This window comes from Bradyrhizobium sp. SZCCHNS3002 (genome assembly GCF_032377435.1).
Taxonomy (GTDB): Bacteria; Pseudomonadota; Alphaproteobacteria; order Rhizobiales; family Xanthobacteraceae; genus Bradyrhizobium.
This window is the reverse complement of record NZ_JAUHHY010000007.1, coordinates 282,038-298,512: the sequence shown is the minus strand read 5'-3', so window position 1 is coordinate 298,512 and position 16,475 is coordinate 282,038. Positions and strand designations below refer to the sequence as shown.

15 protein-coding genes are annotated in these 16,475 nt (G+C 68.0%); 10 read left to right on the top strand and 5 right to left on the bottom strand.

Going from position 1 to position 16,475, the window contains the following annotated elements:
• The first annotated feature begins 94 nt into the window (after positions 1-94).
• The 6 genes from QW845_RS17440 to QW845_RS17415 all read left to right on the top strand — a co-directional run bounded on the left by QW845_RS17440 (position 95) and on the right by QW845_RS17415 (position 5,489).
• Positions 95-577, top strand: a complete 483-nt coding sequence (locus QW845_RS17440) for a tRNA (cytidine(34)-2'-O)-methyltransferase (RefSeq protein ID WP_315802782.1) — start codon at positions 95-97, stop codon at positions 575-577.
• Positions 574-1,206: a 7-carboxy-7-deazaguanine synthase gene (queE, locus tag QW845_RS17435; protein ID WP_315802781.1), complete on the top strand. Its 633-nt coding sequence runs from the start codon at positions 574-576 to the stop codon at positions 1,204-1,206. Before QW845_RS17440 ends, queE begins: the two co-directional genes overlap by 4 nt.
• Positions 1,207-1,222: 16 nt before the next feature.
• Positions 1,223-1,591, top strand: coding sequence for a 6-carboxytetrahydropterin synthase (locus tag QW845_RS17430; protein ID WP_315802876.1), 369 nt, complete (start codon positions 1,223-1,225; stop codon positions 1,589-1,591).
• 106 nt (positions 1,592-1,697) lie between these two features.
• Positions 1,698-2,585, top strand: coding sequence for an oxygen-dependent coproporphyrinogen oxidase (gene hemF, locus QW845_RS17425; RefSeq protein ID WP_315802780.1), 888 nt, complete (start codon positions 1,698-1,700; stop codon positions 2,583-2,585).
• A 31-nt stretch (positions 2,586-2,616) separates the two neighbouring features.
• Complete coding sequence (locus QW845_RS17420; RefSeq protein WP_315802779.1) at positions 2,617-3,342, top strand: HAD family hydrolase; 726 nt, start codon at positions 2,617-2,619, stop codon at positions 3,340-3,342.
• Positions 3,343-3,548: 206 nt separating this feature from the next.
• A complete protein-coding gene (locus QW845_RS17415) occupies positions 3,549-5,489 on the top strand; it encodes a diguanylate cyclase (protein ID WP_315802778.1) in 1,941 nt (646 codons plus the stop codon).
• 10 nt (positions 5,490-5,499) lie between these two features.
• Here the strand turns inward: QW845_RS17415 and QW845_RS17410 are convergent, their stop codons facing one another.
• Genes QW845_RS17410 through QW845_RS17390 form a run of 5 tightly spaced genes read right to left on the bottom strand, consistent with a single transcriptional unit; the run spans position 5,500 to position 9,071 of the window.
• Positions 5,500-6,276: a TSUP family transporter gene (locus QW845_RS17410; RefSeq protein WP_315802777.1), complete on the bottom strand. Its 777-nt coding sequence runs from the start codon at positions 6,274-6,276 to the stop codon at positions 5,500-5,502.
• Positions 6,273-7,523 (bottom strand): CCA tRNA nucleotidyltransferase, encoded by a 1,251-nt coding sequence (locus tag QW845_RS17405; RefSeq protein WP_315802776.1) that lies wholly within the window; start codon positions 7,521-7,523, stop codon positions 6,273-6,275. Before QW845_RS17405 ends, QW845_RS17410 begins: the two co-directional genes overlap by 4 nt.
• A complete protein-coding gene (locus QW845_RS17400) occupies positions 7,520-7,783 on the bottom strand; it encodes a DUF6111 family protein (RefSeq protein WP_315802775.1) in 264 nt (87 codons plus the stop codon). Before QW845_RS17400 ends, QW845_RS17405 begins: the two co-directional genes overlap by 4 nt.
• Positions 7,780-8,442: a CoA pyrophosphatase gene (locus tag QW845_RS17395; RefSeq protein WP_315802774.1), complete on the bottom strand. Its 663-nt coding sequence runs from the start codon at positions 8,440-8,442 to the stop codon at positions 7,780-7,782. Before QW845_RS17395 ends, QW845_RS17400 begins: the two co-directional genes overlap by 4 nt.
• 8 nt (positions 8,443-8,450) lie before the next feature.
• On the bottom strand, positions 8,451-9,071 hold the full coding sequence (locus tag QW845_RS17390) for a DUF1285 domain-containing protein (protein WP_315802773.1): 621 nt from the start codon (positions 9,069-9,071) through the stop codon (positions 8,451-8,453).
• 265 nt (positions 9,072-9,336) lie between these two features.
• On the opposite strand from QW845_RS17390, the gene QW845_RS17385 reads away from it, so the two are divergent.
• The 4 genes from QW845_RS17385 (at position 9,337) to QW845_RS17370 (ending at position 16,355) form a co-directional block, all read left to right on the top strand.
• Entirely contained in the window at positions 9,337-10,335 is a 999-nt protein-coding gene (locus tag QW845_RS17385) for a MoxR family ATPase (RefSeq protein ID WP_315802772.1), read from the top strand.
• Positions 10,335-11,291: a DUF58 domain-containing protein gene (locus tag QW845_RS17380; protein WP_315802771.1), complete on the top strand. Its 957-nt coding sequence runs from the start codon at positions 10,335-10,337 to the stop codon at positions 11,289-11,291. The genes QW845_RS17385 and QW845_RS17380 overlap by 1 nt, the downstream gene beginning before the upstream one ends.
• On the top strand, positions 11,288-14,110 hold the full coding sequence (locus QW845_RS17375; protein WP_315802770.1) for a DUF4159 domain-containing protein: 2,823 nt from the start codon (positions 11,288-11,290) through the stop codon (positions 14,108-14,110). The genes QW845_RS17380 and QW845_RS17375 overlap by 4 nt, the downstream gene beginning before the upstream one ends.
• Positions 14,111-14,291: 181 nt before the next feature.
• A complete protein-coding gene (locus tag QW845_RS17370) occupies positions 14,292-16,355 on the top strand; it encodes a hypothetical protein (RefSeq protein ID WP_315802769.1) in 2,064 nt (687 codons plus the stop codon).
• The last annotated feature ends 120 nt before the right edge of the window (positions 16,356-16,475 follow it).

The window sequence follows — 16,475 nt, the reverse complement described above, 5'->3', positions numbered from 1 at the left end:
ACGAGCGCAAGCCCGCTATCGGCCCTGCAGCACGCCATGCACCAATTCCCGCTTCGGAAGCGGACTTTCAGCCTCAGTCTTAAGACCAATTCGCATGCAGATCGCGCTCTATCAGCCCGACATTCCGCAGAACACCGGAACGATTCTGCGCCTCTGCGCCTGCCTCGGGCTCGCGGCCCACATCATCGAGCCGGCGGGCTTTCCGGTGTCCGACCGCCAGTTCCGCCGCGCCGGCATGGACTATCTGGACCAGCTGAATTGGCGGCGGCACGATTCCTGGAGCGCGTTCGAGGCCTGGCGGTCCGGAGCGGGCCATCGCCTGCTGCTGCTGACGACCAGGGCCGCGACCTGCTATCTCGACGTCAACTACCGGCCGGACGACATCCTGCTGCTCGGGCGCGAGAGCGCCGGCGTGCCGGACGGCGTGGCGGCAGCGGCCGATGCGCGGTTGCGGATTCCGCTCAAGCCCGGACTGCGCTCGCTGAACGTGGCGATGGCGGCGGCGATCGCCACCGGCGAGGCGCTGCGCCAGACCGGACAATTCGTCCAATTGCAGTCACAAGGAGCCGGAGCGTGAGCTACGCGGTGAAGGAAATCTTCATGACCCTGCAGGGCGAAGGCGCCCAGGCGGGCCGTGCCGCCGTGTTCTGCCGCTTCGCCGGCTGCAACCTGTGGAGCGGCCGCGAGGCCGACCGCGCAACCGCGACGTGCCGGTTCTGTGACACCGATTTCGTCGGCACCGACGGCACGCTAGGCGGCCGTTACGCCAATGCCGCCGACCTGGCCGCGGCCATCGCCGGGCAATGGACAGGCGGGGCGGCCGACCGCTATACGATCCTCACCGGCGGGGAGCCGCTGCTGCAGGTCGATGCCGACCTGATCGAAGCGCTCCACGCCCGCGGCTTCGCGGTCGGGGTCGAAACCAACGGTACGCTCATTCCGCCTGACGGGATCGACTGGATCTGCGTCAGCCCGAAGGCCGGCGCCGAGCTGAACCTGCGGCAGGGCCACGAGCTGAAGCTGGTCTATCCGCAGCAGGGAGCCGAGCCGGAGCGGTTCGACGGCCTCGCCTTCGAGCGCTTCTCGCTGCAGCCGATGGACGGGCCCGAGGCGGCCGCGAACACGGCGCGCGCCATCGATTACTGCCAGCATCATCCGCAATGGCGGCTCAGCCTGCAGACGCACAAGATGATCGGCATCAGATAGGATTGTGACTGACACGATGTGGGAATTGACCAAGTCGTTCACCTTCGAGGCCGCGCATACGCTGCCGATCACGACGCTCGGCGAAGCCAGCCAGGAGATCCACGGCCACTCCTTCCGCGCCGAGGTGACGGTGCGGGGCGATGCGACCAATCCCGAGACCGGCATGGTGGTGGATTTCGGCGTGCTGACGCAGCGCCTGGGCGAGATCCAGACCATGCTCGACCACAAGTTCCTGAACAAGATCGAGGCGATCGGGCTGCCGACGCTGGAGAACCTGTCGCGCTTCATCTATGAGCGCGTCCGCTCCATCGGCCATGTCACCAAGGTCAGCGTCCACCGCGACAGCTGCCGCGAGACCTGCACCTATTTCGGTCCGCAGGCCTGATCGATTGTGGTAGGACCGAACCGTAGCGACAACAGCACTGTCACCTCCGGCTGTCATGGACTCTTGACGGCGGGGTGACCGCCAATGTGCCAGGGGGGGAGCGTCCATGACCATCGCCGCCATCGAGGATCGCAAGGCCCGCGCCCGCGCCTGGTTCGAGAGCCTGCGCGACCAGATCTGCGCGGCGTTCGAGCGGCTCGAGGACGAGGCGCCGGCTGCGCTCTATCCGCGCGCACCGAGCCGGTTCGTGCGCACGCCGTGGGAGCGCACCGACCATGGCGGCGGGCATGGCGGCGGCGGCGTCATGAGCATGATGCACGGCCGGCTGTTCGAGAAGGTCGGCGTGCACTGCTCGACCGTGCATGGCGAGTTCGCCCCGGAATTCCGCAGCCAGATTCCCGGCGCCTCGGAAGACCCGCGGTTCTGGGCCTCCGGCATCTCGCTGATCGCGCATCTGTGGTCGCCGCACGTGCCGGCGGTGCACATGAACACGCGCTTCGTCGTCACGACAAAAGCCTGGTTCGGCGGCGGCGCCGATCTGACGCCGGTGCTGGACCGCCGCCGCACCCAGGAGGACTCTGACACGGTCGCCTTCCACGCCGCGATGAAAGGTGCCTGCGACGCGCACGCGGCTGTCGCCTCCTATGACAAGTACAAGCGCTGGTGCGACGAGTACTTCTACCTGCCCCACCGCAAGGAGCCGCGCGGCATCGGCGGCATCTTCTACGACCATCACGATTCCGGCGACTGGGAGGCCGACCTGGCCTTCACCCAGGACGTCGGCCGCGCCTTTCTCGCCATCTATCCCGAGCTGGTCCGCCGCAATTTTGCCGCCCCCTGGACCGAGGCAGACCGCGAGGAGCAGCTGATCCGGCGCGGCCGCTATGTGGAATTCAACCTGCTTTATGACCGCGGCACCACATTTGGGCTGAAAACCGGCGGCAATGTGGAGTCCATTCTGTCGTCGATGCCGCCTGAAGTGAAATGGCCCTGAAACCCTTGTTTGATTGACCCGTAAGCTCATTATGACCGCCGCCCTGCCCCGCGCCATGCTGATCGACATGGATGACACCATCCTGTCGGCCTATGGCCGTCCCGAGATCGCCTGGAACATCGTCGCCACCGAGTTCGCCGACGAACTCGCGCCGCATACGCCGCAGGCGGTGGCCGCCGCGATCCTGGCCTCGGCCCGCAGCTTCTGGTCGGTCGCGGGCGCGGAGTGGCGGATGAAGCTGATCCAGGCGCGGCAGGAGGTGGTGAAGGGCGGCTTCGCGGCGCTGACCAGCGCCGGCGCCGCCCTACCAATGGAGCTCGCGATCCGCATCGCCGACCGCTTCACCGCCTACCGCGACGAGCAGATGTTCGTCTTCCCCGGCGCCCACGAGGCGATCGACGCGTTCAAGGCGCGCGGCGTTAGGCTGGCGCTCGTCACCAACGGCGAGGCCGGCCAGCAGCGCGCCAAGATCGAGCGCTTCGCGCTGGCGCATCGCTTCGACCACATCCAGATCGAGGGCGAGCACGGCTTCGGCAAGCCCGAGGAGCGCGCCTATTGGCACGCGATGGAGCGGCTCGGCGTCGGTCCGGACGACACCTGGATGATCGGCGACAATCTCGAATGGGAGATCGTCGCGCCGCAGCGGCTCGGCATCTACTCGATCTGGATCGACGTCCATGGCGACGGCCTGCCCGAAGGCACCGACGTCAAGCCCGACCGCATCATCCGCTCGCTGACCGAGCTGGTGCCGGCCTGAGCGTTAGCCCGTCGTTCACCTTGACGGGACACGCGCCTTTAACCGCGCGCGCCGTTCGTGCCCTCCCCCGGTGACCTGCGGCCTGCCCGTAACCGAATCGAAATTCGCACAAGCGTCTATTCGCTGCGGGGCTTGGAGGGGAATAGGCGCCAGTCCTTGCGCGCCGCTTCGACCGATCGCAAGCCGGTTCGAGCAGCGTCGGTGTCATGGCTCTCAATCTGCCGCAGATCTCCCTGGGCGTGTCGATCAAGAACTCGCTCCTGACGTCCGTCTTCCTGCTGCTGGCGATCCTCGCCGGCGTGTCGGTCATGGCGACGATGCGGCTGTCGGCGCTGCAGGACGCGATCGAGAACATCAACCGCGACCGGCTGCCGAAGATTCACACCCTGGGCGATCTCAACGTCAGCATCGCCCACACCCATCTCGTCGCGATCCGCGCAGCCCTCTCCACCGCGGCCGAGCCACGCGCCGCGTCCGAGCAGGAGCTGAGACGCCGCACCACCGACGTCGATGCGAAGATCGCGCGCTTCCAGGACACGATCGGCACCGACGCGCCGTTGAAGATGGCGTTCGACGAGTTCGTCAACAAATGGGACCTGTACCAGAAGCAGCAGGCGGTGATGCTCGAGCCGGAGGTCGGGGCGAGCCGCGACCGCCTGGAGCATGTCGTCAACATCGAAACGCCGCCGGTCTTCCAGGCCGTGGTCGATGCAATCGGACACGGCATCAGGCTCGCCGACCATCGCGCCGACAGCGCGATCGAGAGCGCGACGCTGGATGCCCAGGTGTTTCGCCTGGTGCTGTGGTCGGTCAACGGCGTCAGCGTGCTGATCGGGCTGGCGACGCTGCTGTTCGTCGTCCACGATGTCTCGATGCCGATCTTCCGCATCACCCGCAGCATGGAGGCGATCGCCAGGGGCGAGCTGCAGACCGAGATTCCCTATGCCGGCCACAGCAACGAGCTCGGCATGATGGCGCGGGCGCTGGCCGTGTTCCGCAAGAGCCTGGTCGAGAACGAACGCCTGAACGCGGCGACACGAACCCTCTCGGAGCTCAGCGAATGGCTGCAGTCGGCCAAGTCCGAGAGCGAGCTCTACGGGATGATCTCGACCGTGCTCGGCGGACTGATGCCGGAATGCACGGGCGCGCTCTACATCTACGCCGACAGCCGCGACGTGCTCGAACTGGCCGCCGAATGGAACGGCACGCTGCCCACCCGGACCCTGCACCCCGACGATTGCTGGAGCCTGCGCCGCGGCCATGTCTACGTCCATGGCACGAGCGAGGTCGAATTCCGCTGCGACCACGTGCACCACGAGACCAATGAGAACTACTGCTGCATCCCGATCCTGGCCCATGGCGAGACTGTCGGACTGCTGCACGTCGCCTACAATTTCGACGACCGCGACACCGCGGCCGAGGCCAAGGCGCGCTTCGCCGATCGGGCCCGCCTCGCGCTCGCCTGCGCCGAGCACCTGTCGATTGCCATCGCCAACATGAAGCTGCGCGAAGGCCTGCGTGACCAGTCGCTACGCGATACGCTGACCGGGCTGAACAATCGGCGCTATCTGATCGAGACGGCACGCCGCGAACTGCTGCGCGCCGCGCGCAATCAGACGCCGCTGAGCGTGGTGACCTTGGACATCGACCACTTCAAATCGTTCAACGACAATCACGGTCACGAAGCCGGCGACACCGTGCTGCGCCATGTCGGAGAGATCCTCAAGGCCACGTTCCGCGGCGACGACGTGCCCTGCCGCCTCGGCGGCGAGGAGTTCGTCGTCATGCTGCCGAACTGCGGAATCGAGGAGGCCGCGCTGCGCGCGGAGGAGCTGCGCGCCCGCGTCGAGGCGCTCAACATCAGCTATGGCGAGGGCATGCTGCCGCGGGTGACGATCTCGGTCGGCGTCGCCGCCTATCCCGAGGCCGGCCTCGACCTGACGGAGATCCTGCGCGTCGCCGACGGCGCGCTGTACCGCGCCAAGCACAAGGGCCGCAACCGGGTCGAGCTCGCCTCCGGCGGCATGGTCCCGCCGATCGACGAGGTGACGAACCGGGCCGTCGCCGCGCTCGATGCCATCGTGGCACGTGCGGAGACCGACACCATCACGCCATCCGATCGGGAGACGGGCCAGCAGGTGGCCTGACGCCGGAAAGCTACCCCGCCAGCAGCAGGTGTCGCAGCGCCGACGCGATCATCACGCCGCCGCCGGTGATCACGGCGGCGTCGAGGATGACGGCGTGGATGTGCACCGGCATGCGCGCGACGAAGGCCTTGGCGAGGAACGCGCCGGGCACCGCGACCGCGCCGATCAGCAGGGCGAAGGCCAGCACCTGCGCCGTGACCACGCCTGCGAGGCCGAACACCGAGATCTTGATGACGCCCGTCGCCACCGAGATCATCGCATCGGTGGCGATGACCGCGGCGCCTTCCAGGCCCGCGGCCATCAGCAGCGACAGCAGGATGACGCCGGAGCCAGAGGTGCCGCCGACCAGCACGCCATAACCGACCGCGCCGGCGGCAAGCCCGCCATTGCCGATCCGGACCTCGCGCTTGCGCAGGATCCGCCGCAGCGGAACGCTCATCATGAGCATCGTGCCGATCACGAACGCCGCGCCGGCATTGGTCAGTCGCGTGTAGCCGTAGGCGCCGAGCGCGGTCGTGAGCGCTGCCGCCGCGATGACGATTCCGGCGCGCGCACGGTCGGCGTGGCTGATATAGGCAACGACACGGCTGAGGTTGGTGAGGATCGCGGAGATCGCGATGATCGGCACTACCGGTTCGGCGCCGACCATCGGCACCAGTACGAGCGGCATGAGAGCGCCGGTGCCGTAGCCGGCAAGACCGCCGATGATGGAAGCGAACAGGGCGACGGCGGCGACGAGCAGGAGTTGCGAGAGCGAGATGTCGGCAAAGCCTGCCAGAAAATTCATGAACGTCCGTCGCGATTGACGCGCGCCGCCGCCTGGTCGGCGATCGCGTTCAGCGATGCCTCGTCGAGCGGAAAGTCCGCAGCCAACCAGGCATCCTCTGCGAGGGTGAGCACATGACCGAGAAGCGGTCCCTCCGCAACCCCACGCGCGATGAAATCGGCCGCCTTCAACGGCAATTTCGGCGGCGTGAAGCGCTGCGGCAACAGCGCACGCTCGCGCCATCGCCGGTCGCCGCGATCGCGCGCCCGCGCCCAGCCGAGCATCAGGCGGTCGCGGTAGACGGTCTCGCCGAGACGATACAGCAGACGCCGGACCCGCGCCTCGTCGGCGGAAGCGAACCGCCACCAGCGATGGCCCATGCCGTCGAGCGCCTTGGTCTCGGCATTGGAGAGCTTCAGCCTGACGCCGAGCCGGCGCGCATCCTCGGTCACGGCGACCGCGAGCGCGGCAAGACGGCGGACCGCGCTCGGCGGCAGCTCCAGCTCGCGCTCGATGCCGATCATCGCGGCGAACGGACCGAGATAGGCGACGCCGCCGAGGATCGCCGTCAGCAACCCGCCATCCGCCATCGCCGCGACGGCGCCGACCGCGCCGTCGGTGACGAGCAGCTTCAGCATCTCCATGCGCACGCGCTCGGCTGACAGCGTCGCAAGCCCGCCACGGCCGGCGATGCAGGCCAGATAGCCCTCGCGATCAGGGGCGCCATGCCCGAATGCCGCATGGATGCGGAAGAAGCGCAGGATGCGCAGATAATCCTCGGCGATGCGCTGGGCGGGATCGCCGATGAAGCGCACGCGGCGTTGGGCGATGTCGGCGAGACCGCCGACGTGATCATGCACCACGCCGTCCGGCCCGACGGAGAGCGCGTTGATGGTGAAGTCGCGCCGGTGCGCGTCGCCGACCCAGTCGCGGCCGAACTCGACTTTGGCCTTGCGGCCGAAGGTCTCGGTATCCTCGCGCAGCGTCGTGACCTCGAACGGATGCCCCTCGAGCACGAGGGTCACGGTGCCGTGGTCGATGCCGGTCGGAACGCTCTTGATCGACGCCGCCTTGGCACGCCGGACCACCTCCGCCGGCAGCGCCGTGGTCGCGATGTCGATGTCGCCGATGGCGATGCCGAGCAGCGCATTGCGCACGGCGCCGCCGACCACCCGCGCCTCCTCTCCGTCGCAATTGAGCAGCGCGAGCACGCGCGCGGCGGGACCGGACGAGAGCCAGGGCGCGTGCAGCACCCGCGCGTCGATCATTTCTCGACCCCTGGAACGAGCCTGCCGTTCTCGACATGAGCGGGGACGTAGGTCGAACGCGGCGGCGCGCCGGAGAACTCGGCGAGCAGGACCAGACTTGCAATCACCAACACCAGCGCCGCCACCGTCAATTTTGTGATCAGATGAAAGGGCCAGCTGGCCGGCACCAACAGCCCCGATTTGGTCGCGAGCAAGAACAACACATAAACCGCAAAAGGAATGAGGAAAATTCCGATTTCCGTCAACACGCCACGGATCATGGCCGACATATCCGTTCGTACAAGACCCGAAGGATGCCGGCTGTGGCGCCCCATATGTAGCGCTCGGCGAACGGCATCGCGTAATACGAGCGCTCCATGCCGCGAAACTCCTTGGAATGCAGCTGATGATTGGCGGGGTCCATCAGGAAGGCCAGCGGCACCTCGAAGGCGTCGTCGACCTCGCCGGCGTTGATCTTGAGCGTGAATCCGGGCCGCACCCGCGCCACCGTGGGCAGGATGCGGAAGCCGAACGCGGTGCCGTAGACGTCGAGATAGCCGATCGGGTCGACGAAGCTGCGGTCGAGCCCGACCTCCTCCTCGGCCTCGCGCAGGGCGGCATCGAGCGGCGAGGCATCGGTGACGTCGATCTTGCCGCCGGGAAAGGCGATTTGTCCGGCATGGCTCGAGAGGTTCGGCGAGCGCTGGGTCAAAAGGACCGTCGGCTCGGGATGGTCGACCACCGGGATCAGCACTGCCGCGGGGCGGATCGGCTGCTCGCGGGAGATGATCTCGAGCATGCGGTCGGTGCCGGAATCTCCGCTGGCCGGAATGACATCGGGATCGAGCAGGGCCTGCGGAACGTCGAAGCCCAGCCGCGCGCGGCCCCGCGCGAAGAAATCCGCTGAATTGACCACAGCGGCGGCCCCGTTCCTCACCATGGGCTGGTTCAAAGCGCCGCCCTCACCTCTTCTGCATCGGCCATGGGGAAGAACGCGCCGCCGGACCCCACGCCGAACATGACACGCCCATCGATCATCCGCTCCTCGCCCATGTCAACAAGCTCGTAGTACAGCGCCCGGGTCACCTTGGCCCAGAGATCGGCCCGCACATGCAGATAGGGCGTCAGGCCGCCGCTGTCGCCGGGCTCGAAGCGCAGCCGGTGCGCGGCATCGCATGCGACCCAATCATCGACATTGGTGCGGAATCGCAGCAGCGGTCCGCGCGCATCGCTCTCCGTCCGCATTTCTACGGCCGTGAAGGGAGCGTCATCGACGCGGATGCCGACCTTCTCCACCGGCGTGACCAGGAAATAGCGGTCACCTTCACGCTTGAGGATGGTCGAGAACAGCCGCACCAGCGCCTGCCGCCCGATTGGCGTGCCCATGTAGTACCAGCTACCATCACCGGCGATTCGCATGTCGAGATCGCCGCAGAATGGCGGATTCCACAAATGCACCGGCGGCAATCCCTTTGCGGACGTGCCGGCCTGCGTTGCCGCCGACGTCAGCCGATCGAGTCCGTTGGCGGTGTCGAGTCCGTTGTCGGTGGTCTGCCCTTGCTTCGCCATGGTTTGCCTTGAGTTTGCGTCCACCTTGGCACGATTGGTGCAAGATTCCATCGCCGTCGTCTGTGCAAAAGTTCCTGGCGGCCCTGCAGGTCAGGTAAGGTCGCCATAACGTGATGCCGTCAATACCCCGTAATGCCGATAATATGGGGATAGTTTAACTCAACGAATACAGCGCCTTCGCATAGATTGGCATCCGCTTCCCCGGCAAACTGGAGCGGAACGTCCGTCCGAAAGTTCAAGATGCGGGGCAGAAGGAGCGACGGAAATGGCTGAGAGTGCCGAGAAGCTCGAGGATGCGATCGTCCGGTCGGCCGAACAGGTCTCCGGCCAGATCCGAGCGGCAAAGGATGCGATCTCCAGCGTCATCTTCGGCCAGGACCGCGTGGTGGAAAACACGCTGGTGACCATCCTGTCCGGCGGCCACGCGCTGCTGATCGGCGTCCCCGGCCTCGCCAAGACCAAGCTGGTCGAGACCCTGGGCGTCACGCTCGGCCTCGATGCCAAGCGCATCCAGTTCACGCCCGACCTGATGCCATCGGACATCCTCGGCGCCGAGGTGCTCGACGAGAGTGCCGGCGGCAAGCGCTCGTTCCGCTTCATCGCCGGCCCGGTGTTCGCGCAACTCCTGATGGCGGACGAGATCAACCGCGCCAGCCCGCGCACGCAGTCGGCGTTGCTGCAAGCCATGCAGGAGCAGCACATCACGGTTGCAGGCGCCCGCCATGACCTGCCCAAGCCCTTCCACGTCCTCGCGACCCAGAATCCGCTGGAGCAGGAAGGAACCTATCCGCTGCCCGAGGCTCAGCTCGACCGCTTCCTGATGGAGATCGACGTCGACTATCCCGATCGTGACGCCGAGCGCCGCATCCTGTTCGAGACCACCGGCGCCGAGGAGAGTGCCGCCAAGGGCGCGATGACGGCGGACGCACTGATTGCGGCGCAGCGGCTGGTGCGGCGGCTGCCGGTCGGCGATTCCGTCGTCGAGGCGATCCTGTCGCTGGTCCGCTCGGCGCGTCCCGGTCCGGAGGCCGGCGAGGCCGGCAAGCTGATCGCCTGGGGCCCCGGTCCGCGCGCCAGCCAATCGCTGATGCTCGCGGTGCGCGCGCGCGCGCTGCTCGACGGCCGTCTCGCGCCCTCGATCGACGACGTGCTCGATCTCGCCGAGCCCGTGCTGAAGCACCGCATGGCGCTGACCTTCCCGGCGCGCGCCGAGGGACGCACCATTCCGGACGTGATCCGGCAACTGAAGAGCCGGATTGGCTGATGGCCGCAGCGACAGGGCACGCCGACAAGGAGATTCTCGCGATACGGCGTGCCGATGGCGAAAGCCGGACGCTTGCATCGTCGCTGCCGCGCCTGGTGCTGGAAGCGCGCCAGATCGCCGCCAATGTGATCCACGGCCTGCATGGACGGCGGCGTGCCGGCTCCGGCGAAAGCTTCTGGCAATATCGCCGCTTCGTTTCCGGCGAGCCGTCGCAGCGCGTCGACTGGCGCCGCTCCGCGCGCGACGATCATCTCTACGTCCGCGAGCAGGAATGGGAGGCCGCGCACACGGTGTGGATCTGGCCCGACCGCTCGCCCTCGATGGCGTTTGCGTCGAAAGGCGCGCGCGACAGCAAGCTCGAGCGCGCCCTCATCGTGACCTTCGCCCTGGCCGAACTGCTGGTCGCCGGCGGCGAACGCGTCGGCATTCCCGGCCTGATCAATCCGACCGCGAGCCGCAACGTGATCGACCGCATCGCGCAGGCGATGCTGCACGATGAGACGGCGCGGCCCAGCCTGCCGCCCTCCTTCGTCCCCTCGGCGCTCGCCGAGATCGTCGTGCTGTCCGACTTCTGGTCGCCGATCTCGGAGATCAGCACCATGCTGGCCGGCCTGTCTGCATCGGGCGCACACGGCACGATGGTGCAGGTGGTCGATCCCGCCGAGGAGACCTTCCCCTATTCCGGCCGCGTCGAGTTCGTCGAACCGGAAGGCGGCGAGGTGATCACCGCCGGCCGCGCCGAGAGCTGGGCGCAGGACTACGTCGCCCGCGTGGCGCTGCATCGCGACCAGATCCGCGCCGAAACCGGCAGGCTCGACTGGCTGTTCACAACCCACACCACCAGCCGCTCGGCCGCCGAGCTGCTGCTGTTCCTGCATGCCGGCATGACCACGGCCAAAGGCAGCGCGCGCGGCAGCGTCAAAGTGGGCGCTGGCCCCGGAGGGCTCGGCGCATGATGGGCCTGCCGCTGTCGTTCGCCGAACCGCTGCTGCTGACCGGCCTCGTCAGCCTGCCGGTGCTGTGGTGGCTGCTGCGGGTGATGCCGCCGCGGCCGCGCCGGATCGAGTTTCCGCCGACCCGCCTGCTGTTCGATATCACGCCGAAGGAAGAGACGCCGTCGCGCTCGCCCTGGTGGCTGACCCTGCTGCGGCTGATCGCGGCGGCGCTGGTGATCTTCGCCGCGGCCGGCCCGATCTGGAATCCGCGCACCGAGGCCGTCGGCAGCAAGGCGCCGCTGGTGCTGCTGCTGGACGACAGCTGGAGCGCGGCCGCAAGCTGGGACACCCGCATCAGGGCCGCCGACGAGATCATCGCCAATGCCGATGCCGACCGCCGCGGCGTCGCGCTGCTGCCGCTGTCGGAGCCCGCGCGTGATCTCACCTTGATGCCGGCCGGGGCGGCGCGCGTCGCGCTGCGCCAGATCGCGCCCAAGGCCTACACGACCGAGCGCGCCGATGCGCTGCCGCAGCTCGATCGCTTCCTGAAAGCGACCGGCGATGCCGAGATCATGTGGTTCTCAGACGGCGTCGATCCCGGCCGCGGCAGCGAATTCGTGACCGGTCTCGCCAAGACCATCGGCGACCGCAGCCTGACCGTGTTCGAAGGCGGCACGCCCTCGCCGCTGGCGCTCGCCGGTGCCGAGAACGCCGCCGCCAAGATGACCGTGAAGGTGCTGCGCGCCGATCTCTCCGTTCCCGGCGGCATCGTCCGCGCGCTCGATGCCAAGGGCTCGCCGCTCGGCGAGGCACAATTCAGCTTTGCCGCCGGCGCGCACGACGCCGAGGCGAGCTTCGACCTTCCCGTCGAGCTGCGCAACGACATCACCCGGCTCGAGATCGCGGGCGAGCGCTCGGCCGGCGCCGTGCAGTTGCTCGACAAGCGCTGGCGTCGCCGCGCCGTCGGCATCGTCTCCGGCGCCACCAGCGACACCGCGCAGCCGCTGCTCGCCCCGACCTTCTATCTCACCCGGGCGCTGTCGCCGTTCGCCGATCTCAGGCTCGGCGATCGCGGCGCCCCGCAGCAGGTCATCACGCAGTTCCTCGACCAGAAGGTGCCGATGATCGTGATGGCCGACGTCGGCACGCTGTCGCCCGAGCTGCGCGACCGTCTCAACGACTGGATCGAGAATGGCGGCGTGCTGGTGCGCTTCGCCGGCCCGCGCCTGGCGCAGGGCGACGACGACCTCGTGCCGGTGAAGCTGCGCCGCGGCGGCCGCACCCTGGGTGGCAGCCTGACATGGGAGAAGCCGCAGCACCTGGCCGCGTTCGCCGCCGACGGTCCGTTCGCCGGCATCACCGTCCCGAAGGACGTCACCGTCAACCGCCAGGTCCTCGCCGAGCCCGACGCCGTGCTGGCGACCAAGAGCTGGGCCTCGCTCGAGGACGGCACGCCACTCGTCACCGGCGAGCATCGCGGCAAAGGCGTGATCGCGCTGTTCCACGTCAGCGCGGACATGCGCTGGTCCGATCTGCCGATGTCCGGCGCGATGGTCGAGATGCTCCGCCGCATCGTCGACATGTCCGGCTACACCTCGACGCCGGGACCGGGTCCCGCCGGCGAGACCGCCAAGGCCACGCTGGCACCGCTGCACATCCTCGACGGCTTCGGCGCCTTCGGACCGCCGCCTTCGACCGCCAAGCCGCTGCCGGCCGATTTCAACGACCGGGCTTCGCTGGATCATCCGCCCGGATTCTATGGCCCAGCCGAGGGACCCACCGCAGTGAACACGCTGAGCCCCGCCGATCGCATTCTTCAGCTCGACACGTCGGCGCTGCGCGCCAACCGCGCCAGCTACACCACCGCCGAGCCGCGCGATCTCCGGGGCATCCTGCTGTCGACCGCACTGCTGCTTTTCCTGATCGACGCGGTCATCGTCGCTCTCCTCGGCGGCGCGCTGGCCTCGCTCGCACGGCGGCGACGTGCAGCACCCGCGTCCATCGCGCTTGCGGTGCTTGCAACCGGCGCCCTGCTCGCCGTCGCAATGCCGACCACCGCGCGCGCCGATGCGGCAAGCGATGATTTCGCGATGCGCGCGGTGTCGCAGACGCGGCTTGCCTATGTCGTGACCGGCAATGCCGACGTCGATTCCATCGTCAAGGCCGGGCTGACCGGACTGACCTTGTTCCTGGCGCAGCGGACTGCGCTCGAAGCCGGCGATCCCGTCGGCGTCGATCCCGCCCATGACGAGCTTGCCTTCTTCCCGCTGATCTACTGGCCGATCGTGCCGGGCGTGCCGAAGCCGCCGCAGGACGCGATCAACAAGATCGATGCCTACATGAAGCAGGGCGGCACAGTGATCTTCGATACCCGCGACGCGGTCGAGGCGCCCCCCGGCGAGAACGGCGCGCAGCAGACCCCGGGCATGCAGTCGCTGCGCGAGATCCTGTCGTCGCTCGACGTGCCCGAGCTCGAGCCGGTGCCGCGCGAGCACGTGCTGACCAAGACGTTCTACCTGCTGCGCGACTTCCCCGGCCGCTTCACCACAGGACAGACCTGGGTCGAGGCGCTGCCGAAGGACGAGGACGAGGACAGCGCCTCGCGCCCGGCGCGCGGCGGCGACGGTGTCTCGCCGATCATCATCACCTCCAACGATCTGGCCGGTGCCTGGGCCATCCGCCCCGACGGCCAGGCCATGCTGCCGATGGTTCCGGGCGAGCCGCGGCAGCGCGAATTCGCCTTCCGCGCCGGCGTCAACATCGTGATGTACACGCTGACCGGCAACTACAAGGCTGATCAAGTGCACGCACCGGCGCTGATCGAACGGCTCGGGCAATGATGCCAGTTATGCGCGTTGATCGCGCCAAAACCTCCACCATCATGCCCGGGCTTGTCCCGCCTGCGCGGCCGAAGCCGCTTCGGCGCGGCGAAGGCCCGGGCATCCACGTCCAACCTTTCATGCGGCTCGACGTGGATGGCCGGGACAAGCCCGGCCATGACGAAGCCAGCGAGTTTGCCTCATGAATTACGGCATCGCGTTCACACCTCTGGTCCCGCCGATCGTGCTGTGGCTCGCGATCGGCGCGATCGTCGTCATCGCGGCGCTGCTGTTGCTCGGCCGCTCGCGTTCGGCCTGGATCCGCGTCACCGCGCTGGCCTTGATCGCGCTCGCGCTGGCCAATCCGCAGTTCACGCGCGAGGACCGCGAGCCGCTGAGCTCGGTCGCCGCCGTCGTGATCGACAAGAGCCCGAGCCAGAATTTCGGTGACCGCAACAAGCAGACCCAGGCGGCCCAGGAGTCGCTGGTCGACAGCCTGAAGAAGATCAAAGGCCTCGAGGTCCGCGTGGTCGATGCCGGCCAGGCGGACGGCGAGACCGACGGCACGCATCTGTTCAGCGCGCTGACATCGGCCCTGTCGGACGTCCCCGTCGATCGGGTCGCGGGCGCCTTCATGATCACTGATGGCCGCGTGCACGACATTCCCGGCAACCTCGCCGCGCTCGGCTTCCAGGCTCCGCTGCAGGCCCTGATCACGGGCCAGAAGGCCGAGCGTGACCGCCGCGTCGCGATCACCGCGGCCCCTCGTTTCGGCATCGTCGGCCAGCCCCAGACCATCAGCTTCCGGCTCGATGATCAGGGCATCGCGGGCGCCAGCGCGAAGGTCGTGATCCGCCGCGACGGCGAGGTCATCAGCGAGCGCACCTTGACCAGCGGCCAGGCTGCCAATGTCGACGTCGACGTCAAGCACGAAGGTCAGAACATCGTCGAGATCGAAGCCTCGCCGCTCGACAACGAGCTGACCCTCGTCAACAACCGCGCGGTGGTCTCGATCGATGGCGTCCGCGACAAGCTGCGCGTGCTGCTGGTGTCGGGCGAGCCGCATTCGGGCGAGCGTACCTGGCGCAACCTGTTGAAGTCAGACGCCAGCATCGATCTCGTCCACTTCACGATCCTCCGGCCACCGGAGAAGCAGGACGGCACCCCGATCAACGAGCTGTCGCTGATCGCGTTTCCGACCCGCGAGCTGTTTCAGCAGAAGATCAACGAATTCCAGCTGATCATCTTCGACCGCTATGCCCGCCAGGGCGTGCTGCCGGTCGCCTATTTCGACAACATCGCGCGCTACGTGCGCAATGGCGGCGCGGTGCTGGTCTCGGCCGGCCCGGACTACGCCTCCAACACCAGCATCTGGCGCACACCGCTCGACTCGGTGCTGCCCGCCGAGCCGGTCGGCGTCACCGAGAAGCCGTTCTATGCGCATCTGTCCGACGCCGGCAAACGGCATCCGGTGACGCGCGGCCTCGAAGGCTCGGGCTCCGAGCCGCCGCGCTGGAGCCGCTTCTTCCGCACCGTCGAGACGCGCAATGCGGTCAGCCCGCCGGTGATGACCGGCGCCGACGGCAAGCCGCTCTTGCTGCTGTCGCGCTTCGGCGCCGGCCGCGTCGCGCTGCTGCTATCCGACCACATCTGGCTGTGGGCGCGCGGCTACGAGGGCGGCGGTCCGCATCTCGACCTGCTCCGACGCACGTCGCACTGGCTGATGCAGCAGCCTGACCTGGATGAGGAGGCGCTGCGACTCCAGATCCAGGGCAAGGATCTCGCCGTCATCCGCCAGACCATGGGCGACACCGTGCCGCCGGTCACCGTGACTTCGCCGTCCGGCCAGACGCGTGAGCTGACGTTGAGCCAGGGCGATCCCGGCGAATGGCGCGCGACCTTGCCGGCCAACGAGCTCGGCCTGTGGCAGGCCACGGACGGCACCTTGAAGGCGCTCATCAATGTCGGCCCGACCAATCCGAAGGAATTCTCCGAGGTCACTTCGACCACCGAGACGCTGAAGCCGCTGGCACAGGCCACCGGCGGCGACGCCCGCCGCATCGCCGACGGATCCGGCATCGACATGCCGCGCATCGTCCCCGTCAGGTCATCGACGCTGTTCAGCGGCGACGGCTGGATGGGCGTGCGGATGCGCGACGCCAGCGTCGTCAAGGGCGTCGGCGTGCTGCCGATGTTCGCCGGCGTGATCGGCCTGTTGCTGCTGCTCGGCGCGCTCGCCGCCACCTGGGTGCGCGAGGGTCGCTGACACAACGACACGAGCACGCGCCACCGCCTCGTGCGACGTGGCGCGAAGGGCACAGCGACGGGGATTCCACCCGCCGTCGCAGTGCGCTGATTGACAGGTGTGAAGCCCCCTTGCGATGTT